Here is a 22,288-nt window from a genome sequence, read left to right on the forward strand (position 1 = left end):
AGCCTCTTGAAAAAAGAGAGCGTTGGCGAACACGATTTAGCCAGCCGGCGAGAGTGGATACAGGGCAGTCTAATCAGATGGCCAATAAGCGAAAAATGAATAAAGTGGCTTTTGCTATTCCTTAAAGTTATCCCATAGTCGCCAGACTTGGTGCCTGGGCCAGACGATTTTTGGGAGTAAACGACAATGAATGAACGTTCCCCTTTTAACGTGAGCGATATGATCCTGAACCGGCTCAAGCTGCGTCCACTGCTGATTTTTGACCGGGTATTACGCAATCAGTCGATTGCGCGTGCGGCTCGGGAACTGAATCTGACCCAGCCCGCCGTGACCAAAGCGATCCGCGAACTGGAACAACAGCTGGATACCATCCTGTTCGATCGTAATAATCGGGGCGTTACCCCAACGGACTGTGGTGTCTTGCTGGGAGAGCGGGTTAAATCGGTGATTGCCGAGCTGCGCTACCTGACCGATGAGCTGAACACCTTCAAGGGCGGCGTTACCGGCCATGTTGTGGTGGGAACGCAGATCTCGGCCAGCGCCCGTTTGTTGCCGCGCGCCATCTTGTTGCTGAAAGAGCGAGCACCCAAAATTCTGGTCACCGTACGGGAAGGGCCGCAGGATTACTTATTTCCTGCATTAGCGACCGGTGAGCTGGATGTGGTGGTAGGGCGTTTGCCCGAGCCCGATGCGCCTCTGACCGCCCGCATGGCGCTGAGTCACCGGGCATTATATTGCAACAGCCTTTGCGTGGTGGCCGGCAGCCGCCATCCGCTGGTGCAAGAAGCCAATCTTAACCTTCAACACCTTGCGTCATGGCCGTGGATCCTGCCGCCGCTCGACTCGCCGGCCCGGCGTGTGGCCGATCAATTCTTCAAGGAGTCCGGGCTGCCGGCCCCTGAAAATATCGTGGAGTCATTGTCACTGCTGACCAACGTCAACCTGCTGGTGGATTCTTCATTCCTTGGCCTGATGCCGACCGCCGCGGCGCGGCGCTTTATTGCGGCCGGTCTGCTGTTCCAACTGCCGCTTGGCGACGTGGGCCCCTCCACCGAGGTCGGGTTTTCCATCCGTGAAGATAAGCCTTTGACGCCGGCGAGCAGGCAACTGATTGAATGCCTGAAATTGGCGGTTCAGGAAGACAATGCGTTGCCTGGCTATAACCAAACGGCATAGCAAAGCCCGCTTTATTCATTTTCATCTTATTTCTACGGCTCCCTACACTGCGTAACGATACCCGGTCGAAGTTCCCCTCCAACGGCGTTGCTTTTAGACGCCAATGGCAGGTTTCTTCGTGCCGCTTTGTGACTCAGGAGGAACAGTGCCGTGGCAATTTATCAATCCGCGCCGGATTTACCCTTGTATATCGACGGCCAGTTTGTCGATGGGATCCGGCAGTTCGACAATATCAGCCCCGTTGATGGACACCTCGTTTCGCGAGTTGCCGAAGCGGGGGAAGCGCAGGTAGCGGCAGCGGTCAAAGCCGCCCATGCCGCACTCTCCGGGCCCTGGGGGCAACTGAGCGTGCCGGAACGTGTGGCGCTATTGCACCGGGTGGCCGAGGGTATCGAAGCCCGTTTTGACGAATTTGTCGCGGCAGAAGTGGCGGACACTGGACGCCCCGAGAGTCTGGCGCGTACGCTGGACGTTCCCCGCGCCATTGCCAACTTCCGTACCTTCGCCGATCTGGCTGCAACCTCGGTCAATGAATGCTGCGAAACGCCACAGGCCGATGGTGGCCTGCTGTTCAACTATACGGTCCGCAAACCGCTAGGGGTGGTGGCCGTAATTTCTCCCTGGAATTTGCCGCTGCTGCTGCTGACCTGGAAACTCGGGCCAGCGTTGGCCATGGGTAACACCGTGGTGTGCAAACCGTCGGAAGAAACCCCCTCTTCGGCAACGCTGCTGGCGCATGTAATGCATGAGGCCGGTTTGCCTGCCGGGGTATTTAACCTGATCCACGGTTTCGGACCGGGTTCCGCAGGCGAGTACCTTACCCGCCAGCCGGAGATTGCCGCCGTTTCCTTTACCGGCGAATCTCGTACGGGCAGCGCCATCATGAAAGCGGTGGCGGATGGCGTAAAAGAGATCTCTTTCGAATTGGGCGGGAAAAATGCCGCGGTGGTGTTTGCCGATGCTGACTTTGAGGCGGCGGTCGCTGGCGTAACACGCTCCTCATTTTTCAACACTGGGCAAGTGTGTTTGTGCTCTGAACGTGTCTATGTCGAGCGCCCTATCTTCGATCGTTTCGTCGCGGCATTAAAAGAACGGGCCGAAGCCTTGAAAATAGGTTATCCCGATGAGGAGGGCGTGGATCTCGGCCCGCTGGTGTCGCAAAAGCATCGGGATAAAGTGCTTTCCTATTTCGCGCTGGCGCGTAGCGAAGGAGCCACCCTGATCACCGGCGGTGAGGTACCGGTATTCGGTGACGAGCGCGATAACGGCTCCTGGATCCGCCCAACCATTTGGACCGGCCTGGGCGACGACGCACGCTGCGTGCGCGAAGAGATTTTTGGACCGGTATGTCACATATCGCCTTTCGATAACGAAGAGGAAGTGCTGGCACGGGTCAACGACAGCCAATATGGTCTGGCCTGCGCGTTATGGACCAGTCAGGTAGGGCGGGCGCATCGCCTGGCTCGGCGTGTTCATACCGGCATCGTCTGGGTTAACAGCTGGTATGCCCGCGATCTGCGCACCCCGTTTGGCGGCAGCAAACTGTCCGGCATGGGGCGCGAGGGCGGGCGTCACTCTTTGGACTTTTACTCTGAAATCAGCAATGTCTGCATAAAACTATAATCGCTCTCCGGCTGCCGCCAGCCCGTGGCAGCCCGCAGAGTCCCCCCTCTTCGCTGACAGGAGCCTGACCTCATGTCTCATGGTGCATCTCTGGATATTGAAGCCTTTATCGATCAATCGCCATTTTCCCCGTTCCAATGGCTACTGTTGCTGCTGTGTTTTTTGGTGATTTTCATGGACGGTTACGACATGGCTGCGATTGCCTACGTGGCCCCTTCACTGCTGGACGAATGGGGAGTGCAGAAAGCCGAACTGGGGCCCGCCATGAGCGCGGCGTTGTTTGGCCTGGCGTTTGGTTCGCTGCTGTCCGGGCCGCTGGCAGACAGGGTGGGCCGCAAACCGGCGGTGATCTATTCCGTATTGTTGTTTGGGGTGTTCAGTCTGGCAACCGCCTGGTCAACTTCGATAGGATCATTGACCCTGCTGCGTTTTATTACCGGATTAGGGTTAGGGGCTGCGATGCCCAATAGCATCACGCTGCTGTCCGAATATTGCCCCAGTAAGCGGCGCACCATGATAGTCAGTGCCATGCTGTGCGGTTTCCCGCTGGGTGCGGCTGTCGGTGGCCTGCTGGCCGGTTACCTTATCCCTTCATTTGGCTGGCGTTCAGTGTTGGTGGTAGGGGGCGTGGTGCCTATCCTGCTGTGTGTAGCACTGCCGTGGCTACTGCCGGAGTCGGTACGCTATATGGTGCTTAAGGGCTATCCCAGCGCCCGTATTCGCGCCGTTTTACAGCGCATAAAGAAGGAAGGGGTCGAGCGGGCTGAGCACTTCGTCATTGCGGAAAAAATAGCCGACGGACATTCCGCTATCCGTGCCATTCTGACTTCTCCGCATCGCACCGTCACAGGGTTGCTGTGGCTGAGCTGTTTTATGAGCATGCTGGTGTTTTACATGATTGTTAGCTGGATGCCCCTGTTGCTAAAAGAGGCGGGGCTGTCGGTGCTGCAATTTTCACATATCAGTGCGCTGTTCCCGTTAGGCGGTGGGGTGGGGTCAATAGTGATAGGTTGGGTGATGGATCGCCGTGAACCCAATAAGGTCCTGGCGCTGACCTATCTGGTCGCCGGAGTATTGGCCTATGGCGTGGGCCTGGCGGTTGGTAACGTCACTCATACACTGCTGTTAGGTTCACTGGTGTTCTTGATGGGATTTGCTTCCGGTGGCGGGCAATCTGCGCTGGCGTCACTGTCTGCTTCCTATTATCCCACCAGCTGCCGCGCCACCGGGGTGGGCAGCATGTATGGGGTAGGGCGTTTTGGCGCTATATTCGGCGTGCTCGCCGGTGCGGAACTGCTGCGTTACCAGTATCCCGCCGCGGCCATTTTTAGCCTGTTGCTGATCCCTGCCTGGTTGGTTTGCCTGGCGCTGATGCTGAAGTATTTCAGCGGACGGCGGCGAGAACTGCTGTTGGCTCGCTTGCCGGATAAACACTGAATACGGCCTCCACGATTGGCGAACGGCATTGCTCAACTGTCTTGCTATTCCACCGTAGAGGGAAAGAGGGGACCGGGTTGATTCGTTTATCTGAATAATTCGATATTGAAGCCCCGGCTCTGCGCTGGGGCTTTGTTTATGTGCGATCAGATCGGTGAACAATTGAGCTTTTGTTTATGCTGCGGCGTTAAAATAAAGCCAAATGCCCATTAGAATCTCACCGTGCGTAAATCAAAATTCTTGCTGGTAACGCTATTTTGCCTGTGCGCAGCTACAGCGCTTTATGTATTGGCCTATCGGTCGTTGGGCCATTATCTCAGCGACGGTGAGAAGGCCTACCCCGATATCAGCATTGAAATCCGTTAACAGCCGTCATCCCATCCAGACCGCTTTGTGCCGCCGCGATAGCGCCGGCTGCTTACGGTATACAGTATCGCCAATGAGAGGGGGCTATTTTTCGTCAGGAAGGAAATAGTGCCCGCATTTAGGGCAGATCATGGTGATGTTTTTACGCATTTTGCGACTGTTTTGTTCAGATACGTGAGCGCATTTCGGGCAGGTCACTTTTACTGATGAGTCGCTGAACATCTTAAGGGCATCAAAGATAGACATATCTTTCACCGGGTAGATGTAAGGAGCCTCAGTTTAGCATTGCTCGGGGTTAATAGCCCTTTATTGATTGTTTATTAATCATTTCTGCGAGGGCGGTGCCGGGACTTTGGCGCCGATGAACAAGCGGCGCCGCAGTAAAAATGTCACATTTCCATCCAAGGTTACATCTGTCGGAGCAACCTTACGCAGGCATGACAGTTCTATACATTGTGGCTGGTAATTTAACAGCTACCCGATGATGTTGTGTGTTATCCATTCCCTGTAGTGTATTACCCCATCCCTGTTAAGTTTATCCCGCCTTGTGCGGGATTTTTTTTACCTGCGCTCAATCATTTGCCCGCCAAACATAATGTCGCGCGTGGCCTGCAACGCCAGAAAATCATGGGGGAAACCGAGCTCGATGGCACTGGCAGTTTCCAGCCGTTGCCATTGCTCTTCTGTGAGCCGGACGTCTAATGCCCCCAGATTATCTTCCAATTGCGCCAGCGTACGTGCGCCAATAATGGGGGCGGTCACCGCCGGGTTACGCAGCGTCCAGGCCAGGGCCACTTGCGAAGCGCTGAAGCCGGATTCGTCGGCCAGCGCCTGTACCTGTTCGGCAATCACAAGATTGCGTTCGGTCAGCATGCCCTTATTGCGTACCATTGCGCGCCTTGTCCCGTTCTCTTCCCCCATGGGCTGCAAATCACGTCGGCTGTATTTGCCGCTCAAGATACCGCCGGACAGCGGTGACCAAGGGATCACACCGAGGCCCATTTCCTGTGCCATCGGGATCAGCTCACGCTCTACGGTGCGTTCCAGCAGGCTGTATTCGATCTGCAGGCCAATCAGCGGTGACCAGCCGCGCAACTCTGCCAGGGTTTGCATTCTGGCGGCCTGCCAGGCGGGCAGATCCGACACGGCCAGATACAGCACCTTGCCGGCGCGCACCAGGTCATCCATGGCGCGCATGATCTCTTCCACCGGTGTGGTGAAATCCCAGGCGTGCAGATACAGCAGGTCGATATAATCGGTATTAAGGCGCTGCAGGCTGTCTTCCACTGAGCGCACCATGCTCTTGCGATGGTTGCCGCCGGAGTTGGGATTATCGGGTTGCATGGGCAGCGTGTATTTAGTGGCGATTACCAACCGATCGCGGCGTCCGGCAGCGAACTCCCCGACAAAACGCTCGGCGCTGCCTTCAGTGTAGCGGTTGGCGGTATCGATGAAATTGCCGCCGCGCTCGACGTAAACGTCAAACAAACGGCGGGCCTCCGCCTGTTCCGCCCCCCAGCCCCAGTCGGTGCCGAAGGTCATGGTGCCGAGTGCCAGCGGCGAGACGCGCAGGCCGGAACGGCCCAGTAGACGGTAGTGGTTTCGGGCCAGTGATGTATGCATCGTGCATTCCTCTGTGGTTTTTCCCCAGAATAGGCCCCGCGATACTCTGATTGAATACGCTATAATCTTCATGAATTATTAAGCACAGGAGGCATAATGAGAGGAAGTGACTTTGCAGAGCTGCGCGCTTTTGCTGCCATTGTGGAACATGGCGGTTTTGCCCGTGCCGCAGCGCAACTGGGTATGTCCGCTTCCGCACTCAGCCAGACTCTGCGTAATCTGGAGACCCGGCTTGGTGTTCGGCTGTTGAATCGCACTACTCGCAGCGTGGCCCTCACCCAAGCGGGGGAGCAGCTGTTAGCGCGCCTTTCGCCAGCATTGGCGGAGATTGAGGCCGCCGTCACCCAGACGGCTGCGCTGCGTTTACAACCCGCGGGCACGCTACGCCTTAACGCGTCCGGTTTGGCGGCGATTTATTATCTGGCCCCGTTGTTAGCGCCGTTCAATGCACATTATCCCGATATTGTGGTGGATCTAAGCGTGGACGATCGGCTGGTGGATATTGTTGCCGCCGGTTTCGACGCGGGCGTACGTTTGCATGAGCGGCTGGAAAAAGACATGGTGGCGGTTGCGCTGGGAGGCGAGCAACGCATGTGTGTCGTCGCATCGCCGACATACCTGGCTCGTTACGGCGTACCACAGACGCCGGAGGCGCTACGACAGCATCGTTGCCTAAATACTCGCTGGCCGACGAATGGCAGTCTCTATCGCTGGGAGTTCGAGCGCGGTGGCGAAAAGCTGGAGATTGCAGTGGAGGGGCCCTTGATCGTGGATGAACCGCAGGTTCTGGTGCGTGCTGCTATGGATGGGCTGGGGATTGCCTACTTGTTCGAGAGCCAGGTGGCTGAGGCCCTGAGGGACGGCCGGTTGCTTTCGTTGCTCACGGCCTGGACGCCGCCTTTCCCCGGATTTTACCTTTATTATCCCGCTAATCGGCAAATGCCGCGGCCGCTGCGTGTGTTTATTGACTTCGCCCGGCAGCAGGGCTAGCTGGTGGTGGTGAGCTGACGAGTATCCGGTTTTTTTGAATAACTCTGTCAGATAAATTTGGTATTCACCCCGGAGACAGTTGATTAGATTGGATCAGAGTATCCCCGGGTGCCATAGGCACCCTTATACAACGATCAGGGAGTTTCTAATGGCGAAGACAGTGGTAATTTTTCACTCCGGCTACGGCCACACCGAACGTTTGGCAAACGTGGTGGCGCAAGGTGCCGAAGCTGAACTGATCGCTATCGATCAGGAAGGCAATATCAGCGATGAAGCCTGGCAAAAACTGGATGAGGCGGATGCCATTATCTTTGGTTCGCCGACCTATATGGGGGGCCCGTCCTGGCAGTTCAAAAAATTCGCCGATGCCAGTTCAAAAGCCTGGTTTACCCGCAAATGGCAGGACAAGGTTTTTGGTGGCTTCACTAACAGCGCCAGCCTGAACGGCGATAAGCAGGTGACGCTGATCGCGCTGCAAACGCTGGCCTCTCAGCATGGTGGTCTGTGGGTCAGTCTGGGGCTGATGCCGGCCAATACCAAGGCGGCGCAACGTACCGATGTGAACAACCTCGGCGGGTCCGTTGGTCTGCTGGTGCAGACCCCAGCAGACGCCGGCGTGGATGAAATGCTGTCGGGCGATCTGGAAACGGCTACGCTGTACGGCCAGCGCGTTGCGGCATTTGCCGCCAAATTGGCGTAAGCATTATCCCCTTGCACGCGCAGGGGGGGAGATTAGCCAGGTACGCTTTTATTCATACGCACGCTTTGGGGCGCTCATTTTTTCTACACAATTGGGGCGTAAATTAGTGTGCGTTATTAGCCTGCTTGGGCTAACACTGCATTTCGTACAAATATTCCCGGTTCCTAGGCCGGGTTTTTTGTTGCTAAGGTGGGCTTAAGCTTCCGGCGATACAATGAGCGGCAACAGGGTCATGCAATGATCGTGTCGTAACTGTCAATTAGCTGCTCTTCAAGCGAGCCCGCATTGCGCGGGCTTTTTTTATGAATTGCGCTTCGTTGCGTCTTACCGGAAAATAATAACCGGCAGCATGGCTTGAGCGGTAGGTAAAATACCCATTTTATTATTATGGTTTTGGCGTTGTGATCATCGGCGATGGTTTACGCTATGCTGTTAGATATCCTTGAACATTATTTTCGGGCGGGTGAAAATCCGTTTCGCATTGCAGGATACCGGTGAGCGATGGCGTTAAGAGCATTCTGTTAATTAAAAACGAATGTATCTTTGTTGCTGATCTGTCTGTATTTTTTAATTTTAACTCTGATTGTTATGTCTTCCTCATCATGTCGGGCGAGGGAATATGCATAGAATTGCTCTGGTGATTATAAATATATGGATAAGGCGATGAACGCCAGAATAAACGCCAAGCAGGGATTGCCGGTCGCCATCCAGTTGATCACGCTTTTTCTGCTGGCCTATTTACTTTCCCTGCTGGGTATTTTTACACGTCCAATAGGTTCGCTTTCTCTGTTTTGGCCGGTGAATGCGATTTTACTCGGTCTATTATTACGCAAACCGGCCTATGCCAGCCCTGCGGGGTGGTTGATCACCTATCTGGGGATGATCGCCGCCGATTTGACCAACGGTGAAAGCCTGTCGCTGGCGCTGTGGTTGAATGCCTGCAACATGTCCCTGATTGCTACCGGTTACGGTGTGATGCTGCTGTTGCCGCAGTCGCAGCGCCGAATGGGCAAACCTCAGGCGATCCTCTATATGTTTACTGCCAGCCTGAGCGGTGCGGCAGTGGCATCGACACTGTCGATACTGCGCAATGACAGCCTGTACAACAACACGGCGATTATCGCCTGGCTGGCGTGGTTCAGCGAACAATTTTCGACCAACCTGCTGTTGCTGCCGGTATTGCTGGCCGCTCCGCGGCTTAAACAACTGCTGCGCCTGCAGATCAATTGGCAGCTGCGTGCCAGTATGCCGCTATTGGCGCTGCTGTTTTCACTGGTATTTAGCGTGTATATCGGCGGGCCGGGGGCGATTGCTTTTCCGATCCCTGCGTTGCTGTGGTGCGCGGTCCGCTATCAGTTGTTCACCGTGACGCTGCTGACATTGCTAACCGGCATGACCGAGATCAGCAGTATTTCGGCTAACCTGATGCTGTATGAAACGCCGAACAACCATAATGCCTACCTCGATACGCTGATGTCAGCCCGTCTGGGCATTGCCATGTTGGTCATGGGGCCGCTGATCCTTTCCAGCTCAATCGCGGTTAACCGTAAGCTGCTGCGGCGCCTGGAGCACAGTGCCAATCATGATTTCCTTACGGGCGTCTTGGCGCGTAATGCACTGACGCGTAAGGCCGGTGAAATGCTGGAGCACAAATATAAATCGAAAGAAGCGGTGTCGCTGCTGTTGATCGATATTGACCACTTTAAACAAATCAATGATACCCACGGTCATTTGGCCGGCGATCAGGTGTTGGCTTCATTCGCCCACATTGTCAGGCGCGAACTGCGTCACGATCAACTGTTTGGGCGTTTGGGCGGTGAAGAGTTTGCCATTATGTTGCCGCGCGCGCTGGCGGCGCAGGGTGTGGCGTTGGCGGAGCATTTACGGCAATTGGTGCAAAAAACCGAGTTGTATCCTGGTGGCAAGGTTCCGCTAAAAATCACTATCAGCGTTGGCGTCGCCAATCTGGCGATGAATGAGGTGAAATCGCTGGAACAGCTGATGAATATGGCAGATATCGCGCTTTATCGCGCCAAGTCGCAGGGGCGTAACAGGGTGGAGTCGTTTAATGTGATCAGTGGCAACAGCGTGGACCACATTCTGTTTAAATAAAGGCGTCAGTTCTGCTTGGGTTCAAACTCGGTGCCGCAGTTTGGGCAGATCAGCATGACTTTTTGCCGCAGCATCGAGCACTTTTGAGTCGTCACATAGGCGCATTTCGGGCAGGCGATTTGGGTTGAGCGGTTGATGAAACCTTTAACACTGCTGGTATCAGACATAATAAATGGCCTGTGTCAGGTGAAAACCCACGCTAACACAGGTGATATCAAATTGCTTTGAATGTTTTTTATACGCCTGGAAAGGGATTACAGGCTTTTAAGCACTTTCAGCGTTTCGTCCATGTCGATCTCGTGCTCGGAGAAGGTATGGGTGTCGTTCTGGAAGGTGGTGATGGTCAGCATACGCAGCGTTTGCATGGTCTGGGACGCGTCCTCAGACTGTGGGCGGATGCGGTTCATCAGCAGGCCAACCGACAGCACGGTATTTTCTTTATCCACGTCCGCTTTCACCGGCACTTCCTTGGTGAAAGTATTGAAGGATTTGATGCTGGTGATTTTGATTCTTTCGTTGGCGATGATGATGTACTTGCTCGACGCCAGCACCTTGACCGCAAATGCCGACGGGCCTTTGGTGTTGTTGGTCGGTTCGAAAGTCACCGCCGCGTTTTTCTTAATCAGCTCCGGGTTTTGCACTTTAATCACGTGAAAATAACGATTTTCCCCGTTCTCATCGGTAATAAAGCCGAAGCCTTTGTCTTCAAAAAAAGTCGTTATCTTGCCGTTCATCATCATTCTCATAAAGTCGTTCAATACAGTGCTTATGATAGCGCGGAATGCCTTGCAGTGACAGATTGCGTGCCCGGCATTTGATAATGCGATAACGGCATTTAGCCGCGTGGTGGCCGCATGCTATTTTCAGCCTGACTTTATTCATTTCTGAAAGGGAAAATCGATGGGAATTAAACGGCTTAACCACGCGGTGTTGTATGTCAGTGACGTGCAGCACAGCGCGGACTTTTATCATCAGGTGCTGGGATTCAAGCTCAAACCTTCAGGCAGCCCCGATAAAGCGGTGTTTACCCAGGCGGCCGATTCGGATAATGATCACGATTTGGCGCTGTTCAGCAAGAACCTGGGGCAGCAGCGGGCCGGTGTTTTTCGCGCCAACGGCGAGCCGCCGGCGGAAAACGAACCTCCGGCCGGGTTGTATCATCTGGCCTGGGAAGTCGATAGCCTGGACGAACTGGAGCGCATTCGCGATCAATTGGCGCAGCGGGGCATTCTTGGGCTGGAGGAAGACCATGGCGTGCACAAGAGCATTTACGGTCACGATCCAGACGGACTGTTGTTTGAAGTGACCTGGTTTATTCCGTCAGCGTTGCAGACAGAAGAAGATCGCAACCAGCGCGGCATCAAACCGCTGGATTTCGTCGCCGAAAAGCGCCGTTTCGCGCAGGCATGATAGAACGGGGCGCCGTTGGGCGCCCTGCAGTTACAGAACCTTATTGAGAAAGTTGACGGTGCGGTGATGCTGTGGATGGTTCAGTACCTGTCGCGCATTGCCCTGTTCGACGATTTGCCCATCGACCATAAAGACAATCTGATCCGCCGCTTCGCGCGCAAAGCCAATTTCATGGGTCACCACCACCAGCGTAACTCCCAGATCCGCCAGTCCTTTGATGACGTCTAACACTTCACCAACCAGTTCCGGATCCAGCGCCGAAGTCGGTTCATCGAACAAAATCACCTTTGGATTCAGCGCCAGAGCACGAGCAATGGCGATACGCTGTTGCTGACCACCGGACAGGTGACGCGGGTAGGCATCCGCCTTGTGCCGCAGGCCGACGGTATCCAACAGTTGATAAGCGACCTCTTTGGCCTGGGCTCGCGAGTAAATCTTATGTACCACCGGCGCTTCAACGATGTTTTCCAGGACCGTCAGGTGAGGGAACAGGTTGAAGTTCTGGAACACATAGCCAACGTTGATGCGCTGCTTGAGAATGGCGTTTTCTTTCAGCTCATACAGCTTGTCACCCTTGCGTCGGTAGCCGACGTAGTCGCCGTCGATACGGATAAAACCTTCGTCGACGCGCTCGAGATGGTTGATGGCCCGCAGCAGGGTGGACTTGCCGGAACCTGAGGGGCCAAGAATGACCGTGACGGTTCCCGGCTGCAACGTCAGGCTGACGTCGTCCAGCGCTTTATGCTTGCCGAAATATTTGCTCACGTTGCTGATCTCAATCAGGCCGCGGGCCGGTACCGGGACAATGTTGTGCACCGGCGCTTCGCGCAGGGCATAATAATCAATGGCTTCGGACATGGGATCCTCCTAACGTTTTAACCAGCCGGCCAGTTTCTGCCATGGCGTTGGCGGCAGTTCGCGGACCGCGCCCCGGGCGAAATAGCGCTCAATGTAATACTGAATGACCGACAGTGCGGTGGTGATGAACAGGTACCAAATCGTGGCGACCATCAGCAGTGGGATCACCTGCTGAGTGCGGTTATAGATCACCTGAATGGTGTAAAACAGCTCAGGCAGCGCCAATACGTAAACGATGGAAGTGCCTTTCGCCAGGCTGATGATTTCGTTGAAACCGGTCGGAACGATGGAGCGCAGCGCCTGCGGCAGGATGATACGAAAGGTGCGCCGATAACCCGGCAGACCGAGCGCCGCCGCGGCCTCATGCTGGCCGTATTCCACGCCGAGAATGCCGCCGCGGATGATTTCTGCGGTATAGGCCGATTGCACCAGCGTCAGCCCCAGCACCGCCACGGAGAACTGGCTGAGAATATCGATGGTCGGATAGCTGGCGAACACCACAGAAGTAAAGGGAATACCTAACGAAATCGCATCGTACAAGTATGAAAAGTTATACAAAATAATCAGCACCAGAATCAGCGGCAGTGAGCGGAACAGCCAGATATACCCCCACGCCAGCGAGGCCAGCAGATAAGAGCGTGACAGCCGCGCCAGCGCCAGCAGGGTGCCGAAGATGATGCTGAACAGGGTGCCAAGCAGCGTCAGCAGCAAGGTCTGCCCCAACCCCGACAGCACCGCCGGTGCAAAGAACCACTCGGCGAATACGCCCCATTCCCAACGTTCGTTAGCCGCCACCGACTGGACGATGGCCGCCAGAATAAAGACTGAAAACAGCGCGCCCACCAGCCGTAGCGGGTAGCGTGCGGGAACCACTTTTAACACTTCTTGTTTGGACATTGCAGATCTCCTGAAACAGATAAAAAAGGGTTAAGAAGGGGGCTGCCCCCTAGGCAATCTTCCTTTCCGGCGCACAACAGAGTGCGTCCGCTGTTGTCAGGCTTTTGCGAAACGGCAGTCGGCCGTCGTAGGGCGGGCGGCTGTAGACTTCACTGTCTACGCTGGGATCGAACTGTGGCTGATAGCCGTTGCTCAAATACAGGCCCACGGCCTCCGGCTGGCGAAAGCCGGTGGTCAGATAGAGCTGACGATAACCCTGTTCCAGCGCCAGCGTTTCCAACTGTTGCAATACCCGCTGCGCCAGCCCCTGTCGGCGCAGGTCTGTTCGGGTCCAGATACGCTTGAGCTCGGCAGTTTGCGGATCGTAGCGTTTGAAAGCGCCCATGGCGATGGGCTCTCCGGCCCGCAGCAGCACGATAAAGGCACCCTGTGGTGGGGCGTACAGATCCAGCGTTTCCTGCTCCTGGTCACCAAAATAGTTGCCGTAGCGTCGGCGGTACTCGTCGAACAACCCTGCGATCACCGGTTCGATCAGCGGATCGTCCGGCAGCGTTTGGATAAAAACGTCATTTGCCATCTGTATGCTCCTAATCGCCCAAGCCCTGTGGGTTGATCTCCGAGTGCGGAATGCGTTCGACGCTCTCACCCCAACGATTCAATACCTGATCGTATTGCCCACCCTGGATCACCCCGTTCAGCGCTTCGTTCACTGCGTACACCAGGCCATTGCCTTTTTTGGTGGTGACGGCAATGTGCGCCACTTTTGGCCAGCCGCCGTCTACCGTGCCCGCCAGTTTGGTACGGCCATTGAGCGCAGCCTTGTAGGCACCCATCACATTGGGACCGAAATAAGCGTCGGCGCGGCCGGACTGGAGAGCCAGTGTGGCGGCGGCATCATCGGTGACGTAGACAGGCTGCAGCGGTTTCAGCCCTTGTTGTTGGTTCTGTTTGTCCCAGTCCAGCAGAATGGCTTCCTGGTTGGTGCCTGAGCCGACGATGATCTTCAACCCGGCGATGTCTTTGGCCTCTTTAATCGAAGTGATCTTGCCGCCCGATTTCACGTAGAAGCCGAGGGAATCGATGCGATAGGTGGCGAAATCAAAGCGTGTCTTACGCTCTTTGGTCACGGTGACGTTGGTGATGGCGGCGTCGTATTTGCCAGAGGCGACGCCCAGCGGCCAGTCTTCCCACGAGGTTTGCACCACGTTCAGTTCCAGGCCCAGACTGTCGGCGACCAACTGTGCGATGTCGGATTCGCTGCCAATCAACGTTTTATTGTCCGAGGCGAACAGCGCCAGCGGCGGGGTATTGAGCGCGGCAATCGCCACGGTGAACTTGCCCGGTTGCACGAAATGGAAACCTTGCGGCAGTTTGGCGATCGCCTGCGGGTTTTTAGCCACATGAATGCGGGTTTCATTGGCTTTTAAATCGATGCCGGTGCCGGCTGCCAGCGCCGTGCCGGCCAGGCTTAACGAAGCCAGGAGTGCGGCAACGGCGGTGACGGTAAAGGTATTTCGCATAGCAGCTATCCCTGAAAATAATATTATTTTTATTGGGTAAATTGGTTCAGTGGCTGCTTCAGGCCAAGGTGATCGCGCAGCGTGTCGCCGTTGTAATCACTGCGGAACAGGCCGCGTTGTTGCAAAATGGGCACTACGCGGTCGACAAAGTGGCTGAATGAATTTGGCGTACCGCCGCTGATGATGAAACCGTCGGCGGCCTGGGTGTCGAACCAGTTTTGCAGGCCGTCGGCCACCGCTTCCGGCGTACCGCCGAATACCGGACGTGGTGAGGCCGCCTCCAGCGCCACTTCACGCAGCGTCAGATTGCGCTCACGGGCGTTGCGTTTGATGGCGTCGGTGGTGCTGCGAAAGCTGTTTTGCCCCAGGTCGCCAATGTCTGGGAAGGGTTCATCCAGCGGGTGACGCGAAAAGTCATAGTGCTCAAAGTAGCGGCCCAGATAATTGAGCGCATTTTCGATGCTGACCAGGCGCGCGGTTTCCCAATACTGACGCTCCACGTCTTCATTATCGTCACCGACGATCACGCTGACGCCCTGGAAGATCCGCAGGTCATCCGGTTCGCGCCCTTGTTCCACCAACTGTTTTTTGACGTCCTGATAAAATGCTTGCGCCTGTTGTTGCGATTCATGATGAGTGAAGATGGCATCGGCGTGTTTGGCCGCCAATTGCTTGCCGTCTTCCGAAGCGCCCGCCTGGAACAGGATCGGACGGCCCTGCGGCGTACGGCCAATATTCAGTGGCCCCTGAACAGAGAAGAACTCTCCCTGATGGTTCAGGGTATGCAGTTTTCCGGCACTGAAAAATTCGCCGCTCTGCTTGTTGCGCACGAAGGCGTCGGCTTCCCACGAGTCCCACAGCCCTTTGGTTACGTCGAGGTATTCGCTGGCAATGCGGTAACGCAAGCTGTGTTCCGGATGTTCGGCGCGCGAGAAATTTTTCGCGGATCCTTCCAGTGGCGAGGTGACAACGTTCCAGCCCGCCCGGCCTTTACTCAGGTGATCGAGGCTGGCGAACTGGCGAGCCACGGTAAAAGGATCGCTGTAGGAGGTGGATAATGTGCCCACCAGGCCGATTTTGTCGGTCGCTGCGGACAGGGCGGTAAGCAGGGTTAGCGGTTCAAAACGATTGAGAAAGTGCGGGATGGACTTCTCATTGATATATAAGCCGTCGGCAACAAACACGAAATCCAATTTACCCTGTTCGGCTTTTTTCGCCGTGGCAATATTAAAATCGAGATTAATACTGGCGTCGGCGGTGGCATCCGGATGCCGCCAGGCAGACATATTTCCCGACGCGCCATGCAAAATGGCGCCAAGACGTAATTGCCGTTGATTATTCGCACTGTTGCTCATTGCTTTCACCCTGTTAAATGCCGGTGTGGCGCTCTCTTTAGAGCTCCACTATTGATTAGCGTCATCAGGATGTAAAACAACAAAACAGCATATTCAAATGTTGAAAATAGCAAATGTAACGGTGAGGGAAATAATAAATCGCAGCGCAGAATACTCTACGCCGCGAAATAATAATCAGACAGGTTTACACGTTGCTGGTGGCTTTTTCCGGCACCGTGGTTAATTGTTGCAGCGTGCGCTCCGCCAACAGTTCGAAATATTGCGAAGCGGGGAAAATCGCCTGTTCATCCGGATTGAAACGCGGATGGTGCAGGCCGAACTCGCTTGCCGAACCGATGCTGACGAACACGCCCGGGACATGATGCAGATAAAGCGCGAAGTCTTCGCCGCCCATTTGTAACTCGGCTTCTTCCACCCGGTAACCCGCTTCGGCGGCGACGGTTTTGCTGAACGCTGCCCAGCGTGGGTCGTTGATGACCGCCGGTGGCCCAGCCTGCCAGCGCAATTCTGCTTCTGCGCCAAGCGAGGCGGCCACGCCGTTAATCACCTGGCGGATTTTATCCGGTACCTGACGGCGAACCGCATCACTGTGGGTGCGCACCGTGCCCTCCAGCTCTACGGTCTGCGGCAGAACGTTCCAGGTATTGCCGCCCTCGATACGCGTGACGCTCACCACCAGGGATTCCAGCGAACTGAAGCTGCGGCTGGGCAGGGTTTGCAATGCGGTAACGATCTGGCTGGCGGTGACGATGGTGTCGACTCCTTGCTCCGGCTTGGCAGCGTGCGCGCCCTTGCCGGTGATCAGAATTTGGAAACGATCGACGTTGGCGTAAAACGGGCCTGCTCGGGTGGCAAAGGTGCCGGTCGGCAATTCGGGGGCATTGTGCAAACCGAACACTGCCGCCACGTTATCCAGCGCACCGGCGTCGATCAGGTGTTGGGCACCGTTAAAGGTTTCTTCTGCCGGCTGGAAGAAAATACGCACCGTACCGGGCAGAGTCGCCTCACGCGCTTTCAACAAGTGCGCGGCGCCGAGCATGACCGACGTGTGAAAATCATGTCCGCAGGCGTGCATCACGCCGCTGTTTTGCGAGCTGAACGGCACGCCGGAAATTTCTTCGATCGGCAAGGCGTCAATATCGCCACGCAGCGCAATGATCGGCCCCTTGCCACTGCCGATTTCGGCCACTACGCCAGTCTTCAGCCCGAGCGGCAAAATACGGATACCGGCCTCTTCCAGCCAACGGGTGAGGCGGGCGGTCGTGGCAAACTCCTGGTTGGACAGCTCAGGGTTCTGATGCAGTTCACGGCGATAGGCGATGATTTTTTCGGCCAGTTGGCTGGTCATAGTCTTGGCTCACAGTGGTTAACAAGTTTTAACCCTAGTGCAGCGCGGCCGGAAGCAAAAAGACTATATGGTTATATTTCATAGCGATTGTGTCTGCATCACGCCGTCAATACGCATTGACGCCCCATCAAACAGGCGTTCGACCGCTGTTCGCTGGGGTTTAGAGAGGATTGGACTGCCCGTGGCGGCAATGGCCAAGGGGCTGGGTGGTTTACAGCGGGGGAGACGGATTTTTTCACTTTTTATCGTTTTTATGTGATCCAGGTTGTGGACAAAATCCCGTCTAATTGCTGTACTGTACTGGACACACGTTTTGTGTCTTACATTCACGTTAAAGGTAAGTTTGATGTCTAAGATTAAAGGTAGCGTTAAGTGGTTTAATGAATCCAAAGGCTTCGGCTTCATTACTCCGGAAGATGGTAGCAAGGACGTTTTCGTTCACTTCTCTGCCATCGCTAGCAATGGTTTCAAAACTCTTGCTGAAGGCCAGCGTGTAGAATTTGAAATCACGAACGGTGCCAAAGGGCCATCTGCTGCTAACGTTATCGCTATCTAAGCTACAGTAGCCGAAATTCTTAAAACCCGCTCTCAGAGCGGGTTTTTTATTGCCTTTTTACGACGATTTACGCCTGCGGTTTACGTACCAGCAGCTTAAACAGCAGGATGGCGATGGCATAACAGCCGACGATGGTTAGCGCCATCGACACGCTGGAGGTGCCGCCCAGGCCGGTAAGTGGCACGCTGCAGGCACCCAAAGCAAACATGCTCACGCCAATCAATGCGGAGGCGCTGCCGGCTTTGTCCCCTTGGCTTTGCATCGCCAAAGATGACGCCGTAGGGCCCACGATGCCGATCACCGCTACCGAGAAGAACAGCGGCACCAGCAATAGCACCAGCGGGGCGTGCAGGCTGGCAGCCAGCAACAGCAGCAGCGAGGAAACCGCAGCCAGCGTTAAGCCGCCTTTCAGCACCTTTCTTTCTCCCCAATGTATGCTCAGGCGACTGGAGATTTGCGCCGAAATAATCAGCCCGACGCCGTTGATGGCGAAGCACAGGCTGAACATCTGTGGGCTGAGGCCGTAAATCTGTTGCAGCACGAAAGGAGAGGCGCCGATGTAGGCGAACATCCCGGCCATGACGAAACCTTGCGTCAGGCACAGGCCCATAAATTGGCGTTGGGTCAGCAAGCCGCCCAGCGACTGCAACATCGCCAAAATCCCGCCCTGGCTGCGACGTTCCGCGGGCAGTGACTCGCTGAGCTTCAAACTGGCTAGCGTAAACAGCAGCACTGCGATACCTGCCAGCACGCCGAAAATTCCTCGCCAGTCCATGAACTGCAGCATGGCTCCCCCCAGCACTGGCGCAACGATCGGCGCCAGGCCGTTAACCAACATCAGCAGGGCGAAGAACCGTGTCAGTTCATGCCCGGAATAGAGATCGCGGGCTATAGCGCGCGAAATGACGGCACCACCGGCCCCGGCCAGCCCTTGCAACAGGCGGGCAATCAACAACTGGTCGATATTCGGCGCCAACGCGCACCACAGTGACGCGAACAGCAGCAGCGCTAACGACACCAGCAGCGGACGCATGCGGCCGAGCTTGTCGCTGTAAGGGCCGAAAATCAGCTGGCCGACGCCTAACCCCAGCAGGCCGGCGGTCAGGCTGAGCTGTGCCGTGGCGGTAGAGGTATTCAGCTCTCCGGCCATCTCCGGCAGAGCGGGCAGGTAGAGATCGATGCACAGCGGCCCCAGTGAGGCGAGCAGGCCAAGCACGAGCGCGTACACCAGACGTTGTCTGGCTAATGGTCTGGTCATAGGGATTAAGGTTTCCTGAACAGGTGAGAGATAGCTTGTTGGTATAAGCCGTTCAGCAAGCTGACGTCGGCTTTTTGTGTGGTGAGTATGCGATAGCCGGTGCCTTCGCTTAATACGGCAATAAATTCCACCCTGGCGGCAATTTCCTGCTCGCTGAAATATGGGTAGAGCCGACGCAGGCTTTGGCAAACATGATGAAACAAGCGCGTTTCCGCATCGCTGAGCATTTTCGCCACCGTCGGGTTACGGGTGGCTTCAGCGGTCACTTCCAGCATCAGCATGTGATCGGTTTCAGTTTCGCCCGGTTGCTGAAACAGGCTGCGTGCTGCCAGAGTGCCGGCGATCAGGTTGATATGGTCGCCGAGATCTTCCAGGCGGCGCATTTTACTGGCGATGATGCGGTTGACGATCTCTTCGATGATGGCGTCTTTATTGTCGAAATAGCGGTAGATCTGGCCAACGCTCAGCTGCGAGGCATGCGCGATTTCCGCCATGCTGGCGGCGTGGAAACCGTGCTGGCGAAAGCAGAGTTTTGCGGCGTCGACAATCTGATCGCGGCGGGCCTGCACTTTAGCCTGCTTGCTGTCGCTGGTGGATATCATGTCCCGATCCTTTGCCAAGAAATGTGTTGTTCACCTTCTGGGTGTGAACGTTCATTCTCAATTGTAATGCAACAACGGCAATAGGCAATAGGGCAAGGGTAAAGGTGGGGAAGCGCTGCGGTTTAGGCGAACAGATATACCTTGATAAAGGCGACAACAACCAGCAGGCACAGCAGGGTTGCGGCAACTTCAGTGATGGTTCTTGGCAGGCTTGGCATCTGAGTTCTCATCCAGTTGGGGTGACTGGATGAGATTATGCGCACGGGAGATTAAGGAAACATTAAGGCAACGAAATCACTTATTGCCCGTTGATCCAGATGACCAGCATAAACGCCAACAGGGTCATCGCCAGCGATCCCGCCAGGTTGAGCAGCATATTGCCCAACGCCCAGGCGAAACGACCATCCTGCAGTAAATACACCACTTCCAGAGAAAAGGTGGAAAAGGTGGTCAGGCCGCCGCAAAAACCGGTGGTGATCAGCAGTTTCCAGGTCGGATCCAGGTGTGTCATCCGGGTGAATATCGCCATAGCCAGGCCGATGATAAAACCGCCCAGCAGGTTCACCGCCAGCGTACCCAGCGGGATGTGCGCATTGAGCGGGTTCATCTTCATGCTTATGGCCCAGCGCAGCACGCTGCCGAGACCGCCGCCAATAAAAACTGCCAGTAAAGAACTCAACATGGTCGAAACTACCTTTCATTCAAGGGGAAATAAAACTCAGAAAGGTTCAGGCGTAACGCTACGCACCCCTCTGAGAGGTTACGTAGACATCATCAGCCTGTGAGGGCGGTTATGGAGGAATGTCATCTCCGTTGTTCGGCACGGCTGTTTAGCTGTGCATAGGGGATGTTACACCCAGCGCAGCCCGTTTTGTAGTAGCAAAAGTGACAGAAAAAGCGGAAGTCGTCACTCTGGGCGTCAATGGCCGGGTACGGCCAGCTCCAGGCGATTGCGGCCGTTGTTCTTGGCGCGGTACAACGCATTGTCTGCGGCTTTCAGCCAGTCCAGATAGCCGCTCATCTCGCTGTGATAATCCGCAATGCCGGCGCTGATGTTGAGCCGCAGTTGCGGGGCTTCGCGAAAAATGACCTCATTGAGCCGTTCCTGAATGCGCAATAACGCAATGCTGGCCTGCTCGGCGCTGGTGTTGGGCAGCACTGCGCCAAATTCGTCGCCGCCGTAGCGTCCGACAATATCTACGGCGCGCAGACCAATTAACAGTTCTTCCGCCAGCACCGCCAGCGCTTCGTCCCCCAACGCATGGCCGAAGGTGTCGTTGATGGTTTTAAAGCGATCGATATCCATCAGGATCAGGGTTGCGGTGTGCTGATAACGGCGACAGCTGTCAAATTGATGATGCAGCAAATGCTCCCAGTGGCGGCGGTTGTACAACCCGGTAAGGCCGTCACGCATGCTGATGCGCAGCAGCTCCTGCTTTTTCTCCGCCAGCCGTTTGGCGGTGCGGTAGGTGACTAACCCCAGCAGTATCGGATAGAGGTAGATCATTGGCAGGCACAGGTAGACCTGCGATACCGTACTTTCCGGCTGAAAGGGAAAGCCCATCAGGGCGCCGATCGTCAGAGCGCCGGCCAACTGTGCCGCCAGGCCTTTGAAGAACAGCGGCTTACCCGCAGCGGCTATGTTGTTCATTCCCATCATCGATAAGATTACTATCGACGGCAAGGCGTTGAAGGCCATCATCGCCACCCACAGGCCGCCGAAAAACGAATCGATCAGCAGGTTACGGATTTCGGCCTTGAACGGCTGGGACGAACGTCGTGCCCATTGATAGGCGAGGTGTGGCCAGATAAAGCCGTGCAAAATCAGCAGGACCCACAACCATGGGGCGGTGTTTTGGGTGTAGAAAACTGAAAATACGCACAGAGAACCTATGCCCAGGCCGACGATGCGCGGCAGATAGGTGCGTCTGGCAAAGCTAAGGCCGGATTTTCGGGTATCTATGACTGATGGCTTGTACATCCGGCAACTCCATAATGAGCAGGGTGACAGCGTACCACGCGGCTTCTAAACTCAGAACAGTCTGATTAATGCCCAGTGCGGATAAAATTGAGCCGTGGTGGGGATCTCACTCTGTTACATGTTGCTGTTGTCTTGCTCCAGAGAAAGTAGGTAAATACCCGCAGGCAAGGTTTGTTTTCTCGCTGCATTCGCAGCGCTATATGAATAAGAAGGTGAGTATGGAAGGGATCAGTATTACCAAACTTCTGGTGATTGCGGTGTTGATCATCTTGCTGTTCGGTACCAGCAAACTGCGCACGTTGGGCGCGGATTTAGGTGCGGCGCTGAAGGGCTTTAAAAAGGCCGTGGGCGACGATACCACCCCACCGCCAGCCAACACCGCAGAAAGCCAGGCCAACCCGCAGAGCGTCGAAAAGAAAGACGTTTAATCACGCTTTCTGCCAGGCAATAAAAAACGGATGCCGCGAGGACATCCG

General features: G+C 55.5%; 24 protein-coding genes and 1 riboswitch. Of the genes, 10 read left to right on the forward strand and 14 right to left on the reverse strand.

Annotated features, from left to right (window positions below; all coding sequences use genetic code 11):
• Positions 1-186: 186 nt before the first annotated feature.
• The 4 genes from EBA31_RS04685 to EBA31_RS26885 all read left to right on the forward strand — a co-directional run bounded on the left by EBA31_RS04685 (position 187) and on the right by EBA31_RS26885 (position 4,602).
• The gene (locus EBA31_RS04685) at positions 187-1,176 is read left to right on the forward strand and encodes a LysR substrate-binding domain-containing protein (RefSeq protein ID WP_046374304.1); all 990 of its coding nucleotides are present in this window, start codon (positions 187-189) and stop codon (positions 1,174-1,176) included.
• Between the two features lie 150 nt (positions 1,177-1,326).
• Positions 1,327-2,799: a 2-hydroxymuconic semialdehyde dehydrogenase gene (locus EBA31_RS04690; protein WP_236591374.1), complete on the forward strand. Its 1,473-nt coding sequence runs from the start codon at positions 1,327-1,329 to the stop codon at positions 2,797-2,799.
• A 72-nt stretch (positions 2,800-2,871) separates the two neighbouring features.
• Complete coding sequence (locus EBA31_RS04695) at positions 2,872-4,236, forward strand: MFS transporter (RefSeq protein ID WP_122077561.1); 1,365 nt, start codon at positions 2,872-2,874, stop codon at positions 4,234-4,236.
• Positions 4,237-4,458: 222 nt separating this feature from the next.
• A complete protein-coding gene (locus EBA31_RS26885; RefSeq protein WP_165366286.1) occupies positions 4,459-4,602 on the forward strand; it encodes a hypothetical protein in 144 nt (47 codons plus the stop codon).
• 84 nt (positions 4,603-4,686) lie between these two features.
• On the opposite strand, the gene EBA31_RS27015 is transcribed toward EBA31_RS26885, so the two are convergent.
• The gene (locus tag EBA31_RS27015; RefSeq protein WP_217330903.1) at positions 4,687-4,848 is read right to left on the reverse strand and encodes a YnfU family zinc-binding protein; all 162 of its coding nucleotides are present in this window, start codon (positions 4,846-4,848) and stop codon (positions 4,687-4,689) included.
• 315 nt (positions 4,849-5,163) lie between these two features.
• Positions 5,164-6,225 carry an aldo/keto reductase gene (locus EBA31_RS04700; RefSeq protein ID WP_122077563.1) on the reverse strand — a complete coding sequence of 354 codons (1,062 nt, stop codon included), beginning with the start codon at positions 6,223-6,225 and terminating at the stop codon, positions 5,164-5,166.
• Positions 6,226-6,321: 96 nt separating this feature from the next.
• On the opposite strand from EBA31_RS04700, the gene EBA31_RS04705 reads away from it, so the two are divergent.
• From EBA31_RS04705 to EBA31_RS04715, 3 genes are all read left to right on the forward strand, one after another.
• Complete coding sequence (locus EBA31_RS04705; RefSeq protein ID WP_122077565.1) at positions 6,322-7,215, forward strand: LysR family transcriptional regulator; 894 nt, start codon at positions 6,322-6,324, stop codon at positions 7,213-7,215.
• A gap of 148 nt (positions 7,216-7,363) precedes the next feature.
• Positions 7,364-7,915 carry a flavodoxin family protein gene (locus EBA31_RS04710; protein ID WP_020825595.1) on the forward strand — a complete coding sequence of 184 codons (552 nt, stop codon included), beginning with the start codon at positions 7,364-7,366 and terminating at the stop codon, positions 7,913-7,915.
• A 663-nt stretch (positions 7,916-8,578) separates the two neighbouring features.
• Positions 8,579-10,027: a GGDEF domain-containing protein gene (locus tag EBA31_RS04715; RefSeq protein WP_116691177.1), complete on the forward strand. Its 1,449-nt coding sequence runs from the start codon at positions 8,579-8,581 to the stop codon at positions 10,025-10,027.
• 5 nt (positions 10,028-10,032) lie between these two features.
• Here the strand turns inward: EBA31_RS04715 and EBA31_RS26890 are convergent, their stop codons facing one another.
• Positions 10,033-10,194: a YnfU family zinc-binding protein gene (locus tag EBA31_RS26890; RefSeq protein ID WP_020825597.1), complete on the reverse strand. Its 162-nt coding sequence runs from the start codon at positions 10,192-10,194 to the stop codon at positions 10,033-10,035.
• Positions 10,195-10,281: 87 nt separating this feature from the next.
• Positions 10,282-10,761 carry a cold-shock protein gene (locus EBA31_RS04720; protein WP_041415242.1) on the reverse strand — a complete coding sequence of 160 codons (480 nt, stop codon included), beginning with the start codon at positions 10,759-10,761 and terminating at the stop codon, positions 10,282-10,284.
• 166 nt (positions 10,762-10,927) lie between these two features.
• Between EBA31_RS04720 and EBA31_RS04725 the strand changes: the two genes are divergently transcribed.
• Positions 10,928-11,437 (forward strand): VOC family protein, encoded by a 510-nt coding sequence (locus tag EBA31_RS04725; protein WP_046374300.1) that lies wholly within the window; start codon positions 10,928-10,930, stop codon positions 11,435-11,437.
• A gap of 30 nt (positions 11,438-11,467) precedes the next feature.
• Here EBA31_RS04725 and EBA31_RS04730 read toward each other — a convergent pair whose 3' ends face one another.
• From EBA31_RS04730 to EBA31_RS04755, 6 genes are all read right to left on the reverse strand, one after another.
• Positions 11,468-12,295 (reverse strand): amino acid ABC transporter ATP-binding protein, encoded by an 828-nt coding sequence (locus EBA31_RS04730; RefSeq protein ID WP_122077567.1) that lies wholly within the window; start codon positions 12,293-12,295, stop codon positions 11,468-11,470.
• 9 nt (positions 12,296-12,304) lie between these two features.
• Positions 12,305-13,192 carry an amino acid ABC transporter permease gene (locus EBA31_RS04735; protein ID WP_020825601.1) on the reverse strand — a complete coding sequence of 296 codons (888 nt, stop codon included), beginning with the start codon at positions 13,190-13,192 and terminating at the stop codon, positions 12,305-12,307.
• 49 nt (positions 13,193-13,241) lie between these two features.
• Positions 13,242-13,769, reverse strand: coding sequence for a GNAT family N-acetyltransferase (locus EBA31_RS04740; protein WP_046374299.1), 528 nt, complete (start codon positions 13,767-13,769; stop codon positions 13,242-13,244).
• 10 nt (positions 13,770-13,779) lie between these two features.
• Positions 13,780-14,712, reverse strand: coding sequence for an ABC transporter substrate-binding protein (locus EBA31_RS04745; protein WP_048759511.1), 933 nt, complete (start codon positions 14,710-14,712; stop codon positions 13,780-13,782).
• 29 nt (positions 14,713-14,741) lie between these two features.
• Complete coding sequence (locus EBA31_RS04750) at positions 14,742-16,067, reverse strand: LLM class flavin-dependent oxidoreductase (protein ID WP_122077569.1); 1,326 nt, start codon at positions 16,065-16,067, stop codon at positions 14,742-14,744.
• Positions 16,068-16,251: 184 nt separating this feature from the next.
• A complete protein-coding gene (locus EBA31_RS04755) occupies positions 16,252-17,415 on the reverse strand; it encodes a M20 peptidase aminoacylase family protein (RefSeq protein WP_122077571.1) in 1,164 nt (387 codons plus the stop codon).
• Between the two features lie 346 nt (positions 17,416-17,761).
• On the opposite strand from EBA31_RS04755, the gene cspE reads away from it, so the two are divergent.
• On the forward strand, positions 17,762-17,971 hold the full coding sequence (cspE, locus tag EBA31_RS04760; protein WP_002210315.1) for a transcription antiterminator/RNA stability regulator CspE: 210 nt from the start codon (positions 17,762-17,764) through the stop codon (positions 17,969-17,971).
• 67 nt (positions 17,972-18,038) lie between these two features.
• Here cspE and EBA31_RS04765 read toward each other — a convergent pair whose 3' ends face one another.
• The 4 genes from EBA31_RS04765 to EBA31_RS04780 form a co-directional block, all read right to left on the reverse strand.
• Entirely contained in the window at positions 18,039-19,229 is a 1,191-nt protein-coding gene (locus EBA31_RS04765) for a multidrug effflux MFS transporter (RefSeq protein ID WP_020825606.1), read from the reverse strand.
• A gap of 5 nt (positions 19,230-19,234) precedes the next feature.
• Positions 19,235-19,831 (reverse strand): TetR/AcrR family transcriptional regulator, encoded by a 597-nt coding sequence (locus EBA31_RS04770; protein WP_020825607.1) that lies wholly within the window; start codon positions 19,829-19,831, stop codon positions 19,235-19,237.
• A 298-nt stretch (positions 19,832-20,129) separates the two neighbouring features.
• On the reverse strand, positions 20,130-20,513 hold the full coding sequence (crcB, locus tag EBA31_RS04775) for a fluoride efflux transporter CrcB (protein ID WP_046374295.1): 384 nt from the start codon (positions 20,511-20,513) through the stop codon (positions 20,130-20,132).
• A 76-nt stretch (positions 20,514-20,589) separates the two neighbouring features.
• Positions 20,590-20,652: riboswitch (Fluoride riboswitch) on the reverse strand.
• Positions 20,653-20,750: 98 nt separating this feature from the next.
• On the reverse strand, positions 20,751-21,812 hold the full coding sequence (locus EBA31_RS04780; RefSeq protein WP_122077573.1) for a diguanylate cyclase: 1,062 nt from the start codon (positions 21,810-21,812) through the stop codon (positions 20,751-20,753).
• Positions 21,813-22,030: 218 nt separating this feature from the next.
• Here EBA31_RS04780 and tatA point away from each other — a divergent pair, with 218 nt between their 5' ends.
• The gene (tatA, locus tag EBA31_RS04785; protein WP_020825610.1) at positions 22,031-22,240 is read left to right on the forward strand and encodes a Sec-independent protein translocase subunit TatA; all 210 of its coding nucleotides are present in this window, start codon (positions 22,031-22,033) and stop codon (positions 22,238-22,240) included.
• Positions 22,241-22,288 lie beyond the last annotated feature (48 nt).

It is taken from the genome of Serratia sp. P2ACOL2 (assembly GCF_003691565.1).
In the GTDB taxonomy this organism is placed as follows: Bacteria; Pseudomonadota; Gammaproteobacteria; order Enterobacterales; family Enterobacteriaceae; genus Serratia; species Serratia liquefaciens.

Excerpts from the sequence above, each read along its gene's own strand:
- EBA31_RS04765 (WP_020825606.1), bottom strand. The coding sequence starts at position 19,229 with ATGACCAGACCATTAGCCAGACAACGTCTGGTGTACGCGCTCGTGCTT.
- EBA31_RS04725 (WP_046374300.1), top strand. The coding sequence starts at position 10,928 with ATGGGAATTAAACGGCTTAACCACGCGGTGTTGTATGTCAGTGACGTG.
- EBA31_RS04730 (WP_122077567.1), bottom strand. The coding sequence starts at position 12,295 with ATGTCCGAAGCCATTGATTATTATGCCCTGCGCGAAGCGCCGGTGCAC.
- EBA31_RS04710 (WP_020825595.1), top strand. The coding sequence starts at position 7,364 with ATGGCGAAGACAGTGGTAATTTTTCACTCCGGCTACGGCCACACCGAA.
- EBA31_RS04735 (WP_020825601.1), bottom strand. The coding sequence starts at position 13,192 with ATGTCCAAACAAGAAGTGTTAAAAGTGGTTCCCGCACGCTACCCGCTA.
- EBA31_RS04780 (WP_122077573.1), bottom strand. The coding sequence starts at position 21,812 with ATGTACAAGCCATCAGTCATAGATACCCGAAAATCCGGCCTTAGCTTT.
- EBA31_RS04700 (WP_122077563.1), bottom strand. The coding sequence starts at position 6,225 with ATGCATACATCACTGGCCCGAAACCACTACCGTCTACTGGGCCGTTCC.
- crcB (WP_046374295.1), bottom strand. The coding sequence starts at position 20,513 with ATGTTGAGTTCTTTACTGGCAGTTTTTATTGGCGGCGGTCTCGGCAGC.
- EBA31_RS04705 (WP_122077565.1), top strand. The coding sequence starts at position 6,322 with ATGAGAGGAAGTGACTTTGCAGAGCTGCGCGCTTTTGCTGCCATTGTG.
- EBA31_RS04720 (WP_041415242.1), bottom strand. The coding sequence starts at position 10,761 with ATGAACGGCAAGATAACGACTTTTTTTGAAGACAAAGGCTTCGGCTTT.
- EBA31_RS04770 (WP_020825607.1), bottom strand. The coding sequence starts at position 19,831 with ATGATATCCACCAGCGACAGCAAGCAGGCTAAAGTGCAGGCCCGCCGC.
- EBA31_RS04715 (WP_116691177.1), top strand. The coding sequence starts at position 8,579 with ATGAACGCCAGAATAAACGCCAAGCAGGGATTGCCGGTCGCCATCCAG.
- EBA31_RS04740 (WP_046374299.1), bottom strand. The coding sequence starts at position 13,769 with ATGGCAAATGACGTTTTTATCCAAACGCTGCCGGACGATCCGCTGATC.
- EBA31_RS04695 (WP_122077561.1), top strand. The coding sequence starts at position 2,872 with ATGTCTCATGGTGCATCTCTGGATATTGAAGCCTTTATCGATCAATCG.
- EBA31_RS27015 (WP_217330903.1), bottom strand. The coding sequence starts at position 4,848 with ATGTCTATCTTTGATGCCCTTAAGATGTTCAGCGACTCATCAGTAAAA.
- EBA31_RS04755 (WP_122077571.1), bottom strand. The coding sequence starts at position 17,415 with ATGACCAGCCAACTGGCCGAAAAAATCATCGCCTATCGCCGTGAACTG.
- EBA31_RS04745 (WP_048759511.1), bottom strand. The coding sequence starts at position 14,712 with ATGCGAAATACCTTTACCGTCACCGCCGTTGCCGCACTCCTGGCTTCG.
- cspE (WP_002210315.1), top strand. The coding sequence starts at position 17,762 with ATGTCTAAGATTAAAGGTAGCGTTAAGTGGTTTAATGAATCCAAAGGC.
- EBA31_RS26890 (WP_020825597.1), bottom strand. The coding sequence starts at position 10,194 with ATGTCTGATACCAGCAGTGTTAAAGGTTTCATCAACCGCTCAACCCAA.
- EBA31_RS04750 (WP_122077569.1), bottom strand. The coding sequence starts at position 16,067 with ATGAGCAACAGTGCGAATAATCAACGGCAATTACGTCTTGGCGCCATT.
- EBA31_RS04685 (WP_046374304.1), top strand. The coding sequence starts at position 187 with ATGAATGAACGTTCCCCTTTTAACGTGAGCGATATGATCCTGAACCGG.
- tatA (WP_020825610.1), top strand. The coding sequence starts at position 22,031 with ATGGAAGGGATCAGTATTACCAAACTTCTGGTGATTGCGGTGTTGATC.